At 55.8% G+C, this 12,844-nt stretch carries 15 protein-coding genes and 1 tRNA gene; 3 read left to right on the top strand and 13 right to left on the bottom strand.

Annotated elements, in window-relative coordinates:
* Positions 1–41 precede the first annotated feature (41 nt).
* The 10 genes from RAL88_RS13285 to RAL88_RS13240 form a co-directional block, all read right to left on the bottom strand.
* Complete coding sequence (locus tag RAL88_RS13285; protein ID WP_306264086.1) at positions 42–458, bottom strand: DUF4112 domain-containing protein; 417 nt, start codon at positions 456–458, stop codon at positions 42–44.
* A gap of 8 nt (positions 459–466) precedes the next feature.
* Positions 467–625, bottom strand: coding sequence for a YqaE/Pmp3 family membrane protein (locus RAL88_RS13280; protein WP_306264084.1), 159 nt, complete (start codon positions 623–625; stop codon positions 467–469).
* Positions 626–764: 139 nt separating this feature from the next.
* Positions 765–1,865, bottom strand: coding sequence for a hypothetical protein (locus RAL88_RS13275; RefSeq protein WP_306264082.1), 1,101 nt, complete (start codon positions 1,863–1,865; stop codon positions 765–767).
* On the bottom strand, positions 1,865–2,245 hold the full coding sequence (locus tag RAL88_RS13270; protein ID WP_306264081.1) for a phage holin family protein: 381 nt from the start codon (positions 2,243–2,245) through the stop codon (positions 1,865–1,867). Before RAL88_RS13270 ends, RAL88_RS13275 begins: the two co-directional genes overlap by 1 nt.
* A 31-nt stretch (positions 2,246–2,276) precedes the next feature.
* Complete coding sequence (locus tag RAL88_RS13265) at positions 2,277–2,723, bottom strand: hypothetical protein (protein WP_306264079.1); 447 nt, start codon at positions 2,721–2,723, stop codon at positions 2,277–2,279.
* Between the two features lie 209 nt (positions 2,724–2,932).
* Positions 2,933–5,287 carry an EcoAI/FtnUII family type I restriction enzme subunit R gene (hsdR, locus tag RAL88_RS13260; RefSeq protein ID WP_306264077.1) on the bottom strand — a complete coding sequence of 785 codons (2,355 nt, stop codon included), beginning with the start codon at positions 5,285–5,287 and terminating at the stop codon, positions 2,933–2,935.
* Positions 5,288–5,299: 12 nt separating this feature from the next.
* Positions 5,300–5,797 (bottom strand): type II toxin-antitoxin system YhaV family toxin, encoded by a 498-nt coding sequence (locus RAL88_RS13255; RefSeq protein ID WP_306264075.1) that lies wholly within the window; start codon positions 5,795–5,797, stop codon positions 5,300–5,302.
* Entirely contained in the window at positions 5,794–6,135 is a 342-nt protein-coding gene (locus RAL88_RS13250; protein ID WP_306264073.1) for a type II toxin-antitoxin system PrlF family antitoxin, read from the bottom strand. The genes RAL88_RS13255 and RAL88_RS13250 overlap by 4 nt, the downstream gene beginning before the upstream one ends.
* A gap of 98 nt (positions 6,136–6,233) precedes the next feature.
* A complete protein-coding gene (locus tag RAL88_RS13245; RefSeq protein ID WP_306264072.1) occupies positions 6,234–7,361 on the bottom strand; it encodes a restriction endonuclease subunit S in 1,128 nt (375 codons plus the stop codon).
* Entirely contained in the window at positions 7,358–8,863 is a 1,506-nt protein-coding gene (locus RAL88_RS13240; RefSeq protein ID WP_306264070.1) for an N-6 DNA methylase, read from the bottom strand. The genes RAL88_RS13245 and RAL88_RS13240 overlap by 4 nt, the downstream gene beginning before the upstream one ends.
* Before the next feature lie 416 nt (positions 8,864–9,279).
* On the opposite strand from RAL88_RS13240, the gene RAL88_RS13235 reads away from it, so the two are divergent.
* Positions 9,280–10,413, top strand: coding sequence for a lactonase family protein (locus RAL88_RS13235; protein ID WP_306264069.1), 1,134 nt, complete (start codon positions 9,280–9,282; stop codon positions 10,411–10,413).
* Between the two features lie 277 nt (positions 10,414–10,690).
* On the opposite strand, the gene RAL88_RS13230 is transcribed toward RAL88_RS13235, so the two are convergent.
* Positions 10,691–10,775 (bottom strand) — tRNA-Leu (locus tag RAL88_RS13230).
* Positions 10,776–10,874: 99 nt separating this feature from the next.
* On the opposite strand from RAL88_RS13230, the gene RAL88_RS13225 reads away from it, so the two are divergent.
* Positions 10,875–11,477 (top strand): YqaA family protein, encoded by a 603-nt coding sequence (locus RAL88_RS13225; protein WP_306264067.1) that lies wholly within the window; start codon positions 10,875–10,877, stop codon positions 11,475–11,477.
* 7 nt (positions 11,478–11,484) lie between these two features.
* Positions 11,485–12,033 carry a disulfide bond formation protein B gene (locus RAL88_RS13220; protein ID WP_306264065.1) on the top strand — a complete coding sequence of 183 codons (549 nt, stop codon included), beginning with the start codon at positions 11,485–11,487 and terminating at the stop codon, positions 12,031–12,033.
* Between the two features lie 111 nt (positions 12,034–12,144).
* Here the strand turns inward: RAL88_RS13220 and RAL88_RS13215 are convergent, their stop codons facing one another.
* Both RAL88_RS13215 and RAL88_RS13210 read right to left on the bottom strand, forming a co-directional pair.
* Entirely contained in the window at positions 12,145–12,309 is a 165-nt protein-coding gene (locus tag RAL88_RS13215; RefSeq protein ID WP_306264063.1) for a hypothetical protein, read from the bottom strand.
* A complete protein-coding gene (locus RAL88_RS13210; RefSeq protein ID WP_306264061.1) occupies positions 12,306–12,629 on the bottom strand; it encodes a LysR family transcriptional regulator in 324 nt (107 codons plus the stop codon). Before RAL88_RS13210 ends, RAL88_RS13215 begins: the two co-directional genes overlap by 4 nt.
* Positions 12,630–12,844 lie beyond the last annotated feature (215 nt).

The raw sequence follows: 12,844 nt of genomic DNA, 5'->3' as shown, positions 1-12,844 counted from the left end.
TGTGTTGAACCACCGAGAAGATGCTACCCCTGCAAAGCAGATCAGTTGCGCGCTGCCTCGTCTTCAAGATCACGCAGTTCCTGTTTCAGCAGCTTCACGTTTTTAGTGTTGGATTTGTAGGCGAAGTCAAACAGATCGCCAATCAGCGGAATCGCCCCGATGACAAGATCGATCAGCGAGTTCGATACCATGCGCACCAAAGTGCGTTTGCGGGCACCCTTTTTATGCGCATCCAGAATGATGATCGCCGACAGACCTGCGGTAATGGTATCGCCAATGCCGGGTATCAGGCCAAGCAGGCCATCAAGACCGAAGTGCAACCGGGTTCCCGGCACGGCAAACCTGGATTCCAGCCAGCTTTCCAGAGAGTCGATCTGCTCATCACTGAGCATGCCCCGTCTTGCGGCCGGTTCACGGCGTACAGGGGTCAGATCGGAGACTTTGGAGAATTCAGTCATACTGTAATCTATCGGCGCGCTATGATCCAGATGGCGTGAATAATGCCGGGGATGTAGCCTAGAAGCGTCAGCAGAATGTTGATCCAGAAATGCAGGCCGATGCCGACCTGGAGAAAGACCCCGAGCGGCGGCAGCAGGATGGAAAGTATGATTCTGACAATATCCATAATTGCGTTCCTTAGTAATCCGGTGCCCCGAAAGGCACCGGATTTGATACAGTTAAGCCAAGCCCATGAAGGACAGAAGAGCCAATACCACGACGACAACGCCGATCAGGTAAAATACACTATGCATGTTCCAGTCTCCTTAGGATTTTGTATTGAAGCCGGTAACGGCATCAGACTTTTTCGAAGCCGAGTCGTGTGATGCGCTGTCAGGCCGGGGAGCACCGCCACGACTGATTCCGGTTGTCGCCGGACCGGACTTTGCTGAATTTGACGTGCCGGTGGCGGGTTTTCTGGATGTGGCCGGTTTTTTCCGCGTCGCAGTAGAAGCCTTCTGCGCGACGGTCTTCTGACGGGATGCGGCTGATTTCGGAGCTGGCTTTGGATCGGCACTGCTCTTGACCGGCGTCGGCGCGGCGTAGGCCGGAGCAGACACAGGTGAGGCAGATGCATAAGGTGCATCAGCGGGCCGACGCGAAGGATAGGAATTGTCAGGCCTGTCGGTAGATTCTGTGGCTTTCTTTGCAGTAAAGAAAGACGCCGCAGCAGCGCCGAGAGCCAATGCCATCAGCCCGACGGGTACCGGATTTTCTCTGGCCCAGTCAGCGGCATTCGTGGTCGATTGGCGCACCTGTTTCGGCACATCTTCGATATGGCGTTTCATGGACTCTGCCTGGTGCGCAAGAGTGTCGCCGATCTCACGGGTCTGCTCCTTGAGGCGATCAGATTGTGCGCCAATACCGGAGCGGGCACTGGAATAGGCCTGCTTCAAATCATCGGCCTTTTCACTGGCATAGCTCCGGGCGTTACCGGCAGCATCGCGCGCAGCATTTTGAACACTGTCGATCTTTTGTCCGGCAGCAGCCTTGATCCGCCCGGCTTCCGATGACAGGTCTGCCACATGAGAAGCGACTCGGTCAGCAGGGTCGGAATTGGACCTGGCGCCGGCTACTGACGCATTGTATGGCACCGGGACATTGGCTGCGCTCTGCGCAGGTCTGGCTTTCTGGCTGACCAGAAGCCCGACCAGACCAATACCGATCAGCGCTGCCGGAATCGGGTGCTCGCGCACGCTGTTGATGGCGGCATCCACAAGTTCACCAGGTTTTTCACCGTTTGCGCCCAGAGCGCGCGAGGCAATGGACGACAGACTCAGATCATCTGTGAGATGGTCCACGCGCTCGCTCATACGGTTCTGGATACGCTTGATGTTGTCTTCTATAGCTTCTGTTTCGCGTCCCATTATACAGCATCCTTTATGGTATCGGCGCTTTGGCGCACGGATTGTATTGTTTTCTCCGGCATCAGGTTTTTGGCCTTCAGCTGATCGGCTCCGGTTTTGATAGCAAAAAAGGCGATGACGGCGAGTGTGACCCCCACCAGCAGCGCGGCGACCGATGCCGGCATGATGTTAGCCAGAGCGACGACCAGTGCTTGCACCAGCACCAGAAGGGCGCAGAAGGCGATCAGCAATCCGGTGACAATGCTCACCATGCCGATCTGGATCTGCTCGATTTTCTCTCCAGCCTCAGCGCGGGCGAGACGGGCTTCCTGCTGCATCAGCAACGTCGCGTCGCTGATCAGCGCTCTTACGGTTTCGATAATGTTTGAAGTGTTTGTCATGATAAATCCGATTGTTGAAAATGGCGCGCCGTTATTTGCCGGACCTGGTGTTGAGGAAAGTTGCGAATGCAAATCCTGCTGCCGCCAGAACCCCGGCGGCCACCAGAGGCTTTTGCCGAACAAAATTCTCGACCCGCGACGTTACATTTTGCGGGTTGAAGCTGTCGACTTCATCGGCTGCGCGGTCGAACCCGCGGGCGGCTGCGCGCACATATCCTGCCGTTCCGGGCATTCCGTCGCGTTCAAGACTGGCGCTGCCAGCATCAATGGCGCGGCCAAGTTTGCGGACGATGGTCTGCATTTGCGTCTGCCGCTTGACCGCCTCTTCATCTGCCTTTGTCTTGGCGGTGTGGATTGCGTCTGAAGCCACACGTTCCGTTTTATCTGCGAGTTGTTCGGCAGCCTGGGCAGCGCTTTGTTTCACCTTGCCGGCGGATGTTGCCTGGCTGTCCTGTTGTGCCTCAGTTGAAGTGTTCACAAGGTCTCTCCCGTGTTGCTGTGTGACGTTTAAACAGCGGGATGCGGCAATTTGTTCCAAAGTTTTTTTGTCGGGTCTGTTGAATCCGGCCTTGCAGCGTCACAATTGCGCGCAGACCATGGCAACGCAACGAAAACGAGAGTTTTCAGAACAAATGCGCGCAAGCCGGGTGCCTGTACCGTTTGAAACTCACATCGAAAATTGCTGTTCTATTTTGCTGGCCCGCTTTGCCTGTACAAATTGGCCTGCATGGTCATGAAGCCTTGCCGGATTGCGGCTAACTCGCCCAGATGAGCTTTGCTCTCCGACACACTGCCATATTTGCTGATCAGAAACTTTTCCAGTCTCGTGGTCGCCAACTCGCTTTCGCCGTGGTCTTCATAGGCTTTCAGTATCCTGACGAGGAGGTCCCGCATCTCCGGGTTCGGATCGCTCAACCCGGTTTCGCGCACAGTATCGGCACGTTGGTGCCGCGTTATCGGCGCAGTGGTGAACAAGATATAGCCCAGCACGTCAAACAGATCGCTGTCCTGCGCATCTATCAGCCGGCGAATATCATCCAGCCGGTCCCGATCATAGCCATGGTCCCGCAGCTGCGACAGGAAATGCTGCCTGTTATCCGGATCACTCCAGACCTGTCTCAATTGATCTTCATCTCCAATCAGCCCGGATAAATCACCGAACAGACGCTCCAGCAGCTGTGCTGCGGAAACCGGTCGTCCGTCGGCATCCCAGTAGGTTGTCGTGGCGATGTACCGGATCGAATGTTTACGCCCGTCGGACAGGGATATGACCAGCATTTGCCGCTTTGGTGACCCGGGTGCTCCATCGTCATCAGTTTCAATATCGCCCGGATCGGGAACACCATCCGGCCCGGTGTCAGCTCCCTTACCTGGCCCGGGAAGGTTGATGATCGTTTCCTCCGGTTCACCATCCCATTCAGGGTCCTGGAAGTTTTCATGGGCTTTCACGAAATCCCAGATCGTGAAGAAATCCTTGCCGTCATAGGTCCGGGTGCCACGCCCGATAATCTGTTTAAACTCGATCATGGAGCGGATCGGGCGCATCAGAACAATGTTCCGAACGTTGCGCGCATCAACTCCGGTCGACAGCTTCTGTGACGTCGTCAGGACAGTCGGAATGGTTTTTTCATTGTCCTGAAAATCCCGCAGATGCTGTTCGCCAATCTGCCCGTCATCAGCAGTGACGCGCGCGCAATACAGCGGATTTGTACTGTCAGCCAACTGGTTGATCAGATCCCGTACCACCGCCGCATGATCCTGGGTGGAACAAAAAACAATCGTCTTCTGTTTCTGATTGATCTGCGCCATGAATTCCCGGACGCGGCTTTCCTCGCGCTCAGGAATGATAATCTCTCTGTTGAAGGCCGGCTCGAGAAACCCCGTGCCGTGATCAACTTCACCTTCTATGACCTTGTCACTGCCATCATAAACATATGCGTCGATCGTGCTGGCCATCTGGCGCACCTTGAAGGGTGTCAGGTAGCCGTCTTCAATGCCATCACGCAGCGCATAGGTGTAGACCGGCTCGCCAAAATAGGCATAGGTGTCGACATTGTTTTTCCGCTTTGGCGTTGCGGTCAGTCCCAACTGTACAGCAGGCTCAAAATATTCCAGCAATCTGCGCCATTCGCTCTCGTCATTTGCGCCGCCGCGATGGCATTCGTCAATCACGATGAAATCGAAGAAGTCGCCGGGATAATCCTTGTATACCGGCGCGCCTTCGCCGGTCATGAAGGTCTGGAAAATGGTGAAGAACAGGCTGGCATTCTTTGGCGGTCTGCCACTGTTCTTGCGGATCGTGTCAGGGTCGATCCGGGTCACCGCGTCGTTGGGGAAGGCGGAAAAGGCATTATACGCCTGATCCGCCAGAATGTTGCGGTCCGCGAGGAACAGGATGCGGGGGCGGCGCAGCGGCTCGCCGGACAGGTTCCATTTGGCCTGAAACAGTTTCCACGCAATCTGGAACGCGATGGAGGTCTTGCCGGTGCCGGTGGCCAGCGTCAGCAGAATGCGCCGGTCACCTTTGGCCACGGCTTCCAGCGCCGCCGTGATCGCCTTGTGCTGGTAGTAGCGCAGCTCCCACTTGCCGCCATCCGTCTCGAAATCCACCGCCCCGAACCGGTCGCGCCAGGCATTCCGGTCGGCGAAGGTGCGGTCCCACAACTCATCGGGCGTGGGAAAGGGCAAGGCCATCTCCCCTTCCGACCCGGTGCTCATGTTGATCTGGTACCACTCCAGCCCGTTGGTGGCATAGGCAAAGCGCGACCCCAGCCTTGTGGCGTAGTCCTTGGCTTGTGCAACCCCATTGCGGTGGCTGATGCCTGCGCGCTTGGCCTCCAGCACCGCCAGTTTCTGGCCCTTGTGGATCAGAACATAATCGGCAGACAATCCCCTGCCGCGCGTGCCGCCCGACTGGATGCGGCCCGGACAGATGACTTCGCGCCGCACCATTGATCCGTTCTGCCCCCAGCCCGCCGCCGCCAGGACCGGGTCAATGCGTTCGGCGCGGGTGTCGGCTTCTGTTTCGTCGTGGTGGCTCATACAAATCTCGGATTAGGTGTCTTTAAACGTCTGATCAAACCGCGTCGTCGCAACCTTAGCTTGGTTCAGCAGAATATTGAAATCATCGGGCGGGTTTCCGCTATCGAGCATGCCTTTAAACGTGGCATAGGCATCCGTCCTGCTGCCATAGGCCCGCAAGGTCTTTTCATCATTGACCCAGGCCAGAACGATGATTTCGGCCCCGGCGTCAAAGCGGAAGAACAATCTGTATTGTTGAAAGAATTTGGCGCGAAACCAGTGTTTCTTATCGGCCCCCAGCGTATGGCCCTGACGAAACCTGGCATCTGCCGGGTTTGCAGGGATCACTTCGGTTACAAGCTTGCTGATCGCCGCCAGTCGTTTGGCGCAATTCTTTTTCAGATAGGTTTTCGGGACACGGCGTTTTTTCTCTTCAACCTCCCCGATCAGACCTTCAAGCTGATCGAGAAAAACCGGATGCGCATAGATAGACCAGCCATTGACGACAATCGCCGCTTGCTGGCCGGTCATTCGTCATCAGGGGACAGAGCGGCGTCAAGATCGACATCACTGCCGCCGACAAGCGCCTGCAAGCGGTTCCGCAGGCCACCGTCGAAAGCGGTAAGGCGCTCGGGATGCGCTGTAATATCGGCTTCCAGCAGGTTCAGAAACGCCCCCAGCGCCGGGTCGCCTTCCGCCGGGCCAGCCGCTTCGAGATAGACGCGCCCATCCGCGTCATGGCGATAACAAAGCTGATCGCCCTTGCGCAGATTAAGCAGCTTGCGCACACCACGGGGCACCGTTGTCTGATAGCGATCCGTCAGCTTTGAAACTTCCTGCACAGGCGTAATTTTTGCAGGTGCAACCATGTCGGATTCCTTCGCCGTTTTATTGCGACAATTGAGCGAAGGTAATGCAGATGCATTACCAAATCAAGTGCTGCGTTTTTGGAGGCAAAATGCGCGGCTCAGGTCAGTTCGCCCGCAAAGGCTTTCTGCAACAGGGATTGGCGGAGGTCGTCGAGGTCTTGGAGTTTGAATTTGGCGTTTTTGAGAAGATTGTCATGTAAGTTCCTAATCGCATGAACTCGCGATACGATTTCGGCTTGCTGATCTTGCGACGGTGTCGGGAACAAGAACTGAGGAAAGTCCTTGATTGAGAGTCTATCGACTGTTGCTCCTTTGATGGTCTTGCTTCTAAGGAAGTTCTGGAAATGAGGAGATAGATAGCAAAGAACAAAATACTCAGGGTCAATCAATGCAGGGTTCAATCGGATTAGGCCCATCCGCCTACCGAGACAGCACCTCATTCCGGCGGGAATTATGCCGACTTGTCCAAGCCGCGTCTCGTAGGAGAACACGACATCTCTTGGTCTGGGCGTTATACGCCTCGTCCACTTCGCGAAGTTCTCTTCGGTGACGTGGCGCGTCTTTGTTAATTCAATTCGGCCATCTACGAGCGACGAAATTCCAAGAAATAGAGGTCCATCATCAACCGTTTTAGGCGTTGCATGCGGGCCGTCAAATACCTCGCCGAGACTAGAAATCTGTGGTGAGGGCCATTCAGACGCTTTTCCAAAGACGTGGTCGATTGCGCTATCAAACAACTCCCGCGCGTTTTGGAGGTTGGCTTCGGCATGGGCGCGGGCGCGGGCCAGACCCTCGAAGGCCTCGTCCAGAACCGCAACAATCCGCTGTTGTTCTTCCGGGTCTGGATAGCTGATCGCTAATTCCTTCACATGGCGATAGTGGCGCGCGTATCCGAGAGATGGAGCGCGATTGGCCATGACGAAGTAGTATAGGTACTTGGCGTCTATAAAAGGTTTCGGCGCAAGCACTTTGACGCCATCTGCGCCCACCACAAAGTCAAAATCCACATATTTCAGAACTTGGGTGTGATCTCCAAAGATAACGACTGGGCGATCCAGCACACAAACGTCCGCCGCCTCGTCCCAATAGCCATTAATGAAATCAGCCTCTTGCGACACAATCGGAAAGGTGCCGGCATTGCGAAATTGTTTTCGCTGTATTTTTGCGGGAACGCGGAACCGATCAAGGCAATGTTCCAGCGGTCTGACATCCCAACCAGCCTTCACAGCATCCCCCGGATGTTCTTCAGAATCTCCGCCGTCTCTGCATCCCGCACCAGCATGTCGGCGATGATCTCTTCGGGAGCGCGCAACGCCGCTACTTCGGGTGCGTTGGGGTTTTTCACCGAAAGGTCACAGGTGGCCTCGTCCAGTTCGGCGCGATTGATGATCCAGCTTTTCGGACCATTCGCGCGGCGGCGCTGCAGTTCAACGAATTCTGCCAGGTCGTCATCGTTCAGCGGGTTGGTTTTGCCCAAACTCCGCCCCGGATCAAGCTGGTAAAACCAGATATCCCGTGTCGCTGCGCCCTTTTCAAAGAACAGTACCACGGTCTTGACGCCCGCGCCCTGAAACGTGCCTTGCGGGCAATCTAGGATGGTATGCAGTTCTGCCGCCTCCAGCAGTTCGCGGCGCAACGCCACGCTGGCATTGTCGGTATTGCTGAGGAAGGTGTTCTTGATCACGATTGCGGCCCGGCCCCCGGCGCGCAGCTTGCGGATGAAATGCTGCAGGAACAGATAGGCGGTCTCGCCAGTGCGGATCGGGAAATTCTGCTGCACCTCGCGCCGCTCTCCGCCACCGAATGGCGGATTGGCAAGAATGATGTCGTGGCGGTCCTTTTCCTGAATATCCATCACGTTTTCATTCAGCGTGTTGGCGTGGACAAGGTTCGGGGCCTCGATGCCGTGCAGGACCATGTTCATGATGCCGATAATATAGGCGAGACCCTTCTTTTCCTGGCCATGGAAGGTGCGGGTTTGCAGGGTCTCAAAATCCGACGCCGACAAATTGCCTGTGCGCATGTAGTTATAGGCTTCACAGAGGAAGCCGGCCGAGCCGACAGCGCCATCATAGATGGTTTCTCCGATCTTCGGATCGGTGACCTTGATCATGGCGCGGATCAGCGGGCGGGGCGTGTAATACTCACCGCCATTACGCCCCGCGTTGCCCATGCGGCGGATGCGGGTCTCGTAAAGCTGCGACAATTCGTGGCGCTGGGCCTGTGTGTTGAAGGACATGGCATCAAGGATCTGCAGCACGTCGCGTAATATGTAGCCGGACCGGAACTTGTTGCGCAGTTCGGTAAAGATTTCACCGATCTTGTATTCAATCGTCTGAGGCCCCGTCGCCGATTGACGGAAAGCCGCGAGATAGGGAAACAACTCCCGGTCAACAAAATCAACCAGATCATCGCCGATATGTGCGGTATTGTGATCGAATGCGCCGTCTTTTTGAGGTGCGGCCCACTGATCCCAGCTGAAAACTCCATTGATGATCGGGGCGTAGCTATCGCCCTTCAGTTCCGCGCGATCCCGGCGTTCGGTTTCCAGATCGTGCAGATATTTCAGAAACAGAACCCAGGAAATCTGCTCTACATAGTCCAGCTCATTGGCAACGCCTTCCTCGGCGCGCAGATCTTTCTCGATCTGGTTGAAGGCATTTTCGTACATATAATTCCCCGGTTCTTTCCACTCCGACAGCAAGTGGTTCAATGATGTTGCCGCCACGATGGTGTCAACCCATGATTACCGTCGGCAACCAATATCGAGGACGGGAATAACTGGAAAATCTGGACGCTCTCAAACGAGCCGATGGCGCCTCCCGCACTCATATTAAGTGATTATGTATATGATTTTATAATGTTATTTATATAAGGTTTTCATACATACCCCCAATGATACCCCGATACTCATACACTTAGTCGAAACCGACAGACAGCTTTGAACAGAGGCCCACTTACACTCCACCCTTTTAGAGAAGACGCTTGCTTGCGCGTACCTGTTTCCTGTCAGGGTCCATGGTGCTTCCGTCCATTCAATGGAAGGAAGCACCTGATGATCTCCAAGTCATGCGCTTGCAACCCTGCAAGCGCACTGCATAATGAAGCCAACCAGATGAACCGTTTCCACTGAGGAGATGACAAATGTCGCAGCACTACGCTTTCGTTGGATGCTATTCAGGGTTTGCGCCCGGGCAGCTTGGATGGGTCGGTTCAAACAATCCCGGCGAAGGCATTCTCTGCTTTTCATTCAACAGTGCCGATGGCTCACTGTCCCCAACCGGCAAAGTTACGAAGCAGGATTCACCGACATGGCTGGAGGTTCACCCAAACCAGCGCTTTCTGGTTGCCACACATGAGCTTTCCCACCACACGGGCACGCCAAGCGGTGTCGGATTTGTGACATCGTATCGGATACTGCCTGATGGTTCGCTTGAAAAGATATGCACCCAGTCAACCGGTGGTCGGGGAAACACGTGTGCAGCCTTTGACCGTACCGGGCGGTTTCTGCTGGTGACCAGATATTGGGAGGGTGGCATCTCGGTGCTGCCTTTCGACCCCGATACTGGAATGATCGGCAAGGTAACAGCGCGGCCAGACCATGAAGGCGCGGGGCCGCATCCCCTGCGTCAGTCGACGCCTCACCCACACGGCATCCACGGCGATCCCCAAACGAACCGGGTGTACGCAATGGATCTGGGTACGGATAAGGTCCACCAGTACATGCTTGACCCGGCGAGCGGAGATCTGACGCCGCAGGGTGACGTGGCGCTGGCTGCGGGGTGCGGTCCGCGCGGCATCAACTTCCACCGCTCACTGCGGGTGGCCTATGTAAATTGCGAGCTTGATGGCACCGTCGTCGTATGCGCTGTTGACGATGAGAAGGGACTGGTTCCCATACAGTCCACAGACTGCTATCCGGACAGCTTCGAGGGCCGCGACCATCCGGAGAATTTCGGCATGGCAGATTTCTGGGGTGCCGAAGGCTGTTTGTCGGCCAGTGGATCACATTATTACTATATCTGCCGGGTCGACCAGAGCATCGCTGTGTTCACCGTGGACCCTGCCAATGGTATGCTGACCTTTTCCAGCCGACACGCGCTTACGGCACACTCAAATGCCCGAAATCTCACGCTGGACCCAAGTGGCGGGTTTCTGCTTGTGGCGAGCCAGGACGCTGACTGCGTTGAGTGCTTCCGAATTGATTCAAGCACTGGCGCGCTCGAGCTGGCGCACACGCAGTATGCGCCATGTGCCGCCGACGTGGCAGTCATTTGATCCGAATGCCGGTTGAGCACCCGCTCATTGCAAGGTTCAAGCTTGGTTTATTGCTTCCCCACAACTCGAAACCTCGATCAAATAGCACTTGATTAAACGGGCGAATACAAACTGGATTAGTGACGCCAAACAAGAAGCCGAAAAATCTTCCGATAGGCAAAGCCCAAATCAGGCCCATAGACGCTGCTGATATACAAGCAGTGGTCAACAGGGCGTGTGAAAACCCAGTAGACACAAGCGTTTATCGGACGTATTGGGATGTAGCTGTAATAGCCGATGGTGCCCCCTCCCGGAATCGAACCGGGACTCCCGAAGGAACGGGATTTTGAATCCCGCGCGTCTACCAGTTCCGCCAAGGGGGCCTCGCGCAGTTCGTGCAACTGGTGGGCACTGATTAACCGAAAGTGGCGGTGCTGCACAAGGGTCTTTCTTTGCGCCGTGACGTTTGATACAGCAGCGCCATGACAGATGTTACACCCTCTCCCCTGCGCCGGCTCTATGACTGGACCATGGCCCTTGCTGCACAGAAAAATGCGGCCTGGGCGCTGTCCTGCGTCTCGTTCATTGAAAGCTCGGTGTTTCCGATTCCGCCGGATGTGCTGCTGGTGCCAATGGTGCTGGCCGATCGGCGCAAAGCCTGGTGGTATGCGTTGTTATGCACCATTGCCTCGGTGCTGGGCGCGCTGCTGGGCTATGCCATCGGCGCACTGCTGTTTGAGGCGGTGGCACAGCCGATCCTGGGATTTTACGGCTATGCCGACAAGTTCGACGAATTTGCCCTGCGCTATAATGACTGGGGCCTGTGGGTGGTGCTGATTGCCGGGCTGACACCGTTTCCCTTCAAGGTCATCACCATTGCCTCAGGAGCAACCGGGCTGGCGCTGCCGGTGTTTATCATCACCAGTATTGTCGCCCGCGGCATCCGGTTTTTTGCCGTGGCCGGACTGATTTACGTGTTCGGCCCGCCGGTGCGGGCCTTTGTGGAAAAGCGCCTCGGCCTGGTTTTCACCGCCTCGCTGGCAATATTGATCGGCGGCTTCGTGCTGGCCCGCTATGTGATCTGAGGATTTTATGACAATGACCGAAATAACCGGCTCCGATACAACCGCCCAAACCCGGATGCGCCTTGGCCTGCTGGCGCTGATTGTGGCGCTGGCAGCGATTGGCGGGGCGTGGGCCTTCCAGCTGATCGGCGGCTATATTCCCTGTGCGCTGTGTCTGCAGCAGCGCGTGCCCTATTATGCCGGCATTCCGGTGCTGCTGGCAGCGCTGCTGGTGCTGCGCTTCAGGCCGCAATTGAATTTTTCGCGCCTGCTGTTTTTCGGGTTTGCCGTGATCATCGCCTATAGTCTGTATCTGGCGGTCTATCACGCCGGTGCGGAATGGGAATTCTGGGCGGGCCCATCGGATTGCGGCGGCAATGCCATGCAATCGGACGACACCAGCACGCTTCTGGCACAGCTCGAAACCGTACGGCTTGTCAGTTGCACCGAGGCCGCCGGGCGCTTTCTCGGCCTGTCCTTTGCCGGCTGGAATGCGGTCTCGACCCTGCTGCTGACTGGGCTTGGGCTACTGGCAGCCCTGCTTCCCGCCAGAGCGGCAAACCGGAGCAGCATTTGAACATATCGGAATATCCGGCCGGGTTGATGCGTGATCTCGCGATGAAGCGCTTTTCCAGACAGCCAATCTGATAGATACAGCCTATCACCTCTTCTATTATTATTATTTGCGCTAATGGCCAGCTTTGGTAATTCTTGTTGCAGGAGGACCCACCACTTCCAGACGCTCAATCTCGCCACTGTTGAAAAAGTTTTCAAAGCGCTCCTTCAATTCAGTTGACCGCACCATCGTCACCCATTTTTGATCCGACAGATAGGCAACGCCCTTCTTCTTCAATGCGGCCTGGTGGTGACGCTGGCAGATGCGCCAATTCTCAGGGCGACATCGCGGCGTTCGCGAATCGCGATCACGGCATCCTTCAGCAGGGCCATGTCATTGGACAGAACTTTTGCATAGACCGCGAGCTGCCGGCCCTCCGGGGTAATGCTTAATCCGCGCGGTGTGCGCTCGAAAAGCTGAAACCCGATTTCCAGCTCCAGTTCGCGCAGGCTCTGGCTTAAAGCCGGTTGACTGATGTTGAGAAACTCCGCCGCCTTGCGCATTGACCCCTTTTGCGCGATTTCCAGAAAGCGCATCAGAGAAACCGGGTTCGTCATTGCCGTTTTTACCCCTTGTTCTTCCACCGGTTTGCCAGCGCTTCCGTGCGGCGGAATTGTAACCAGGCAGAAGGTGGAGACGAAGCCTAATCCATAGCTTCTTTCCAGTCTATTCATCAGCTCCGACTAAAGCAGTTAAAACGTTCTTTTATCGTTGCAAATCAATGTATTAATGGGTAGTTTTTTGGTACAAATCCTTGCCGGGAAAAAGCACT

Origin of the sequence: Pararhizobium sp. IMCC3301 (assembly GCF_030758315.1) — a bacterium.
Taxonomy (GTDB): Bacteria; Pseudomonadota; Alphaproteobacteria; order Rhizobiales.
Note: the sequence above shows the minus strand (reverse complement) of the source record. Positions and strands in the feature narration are given on the sequence as shown.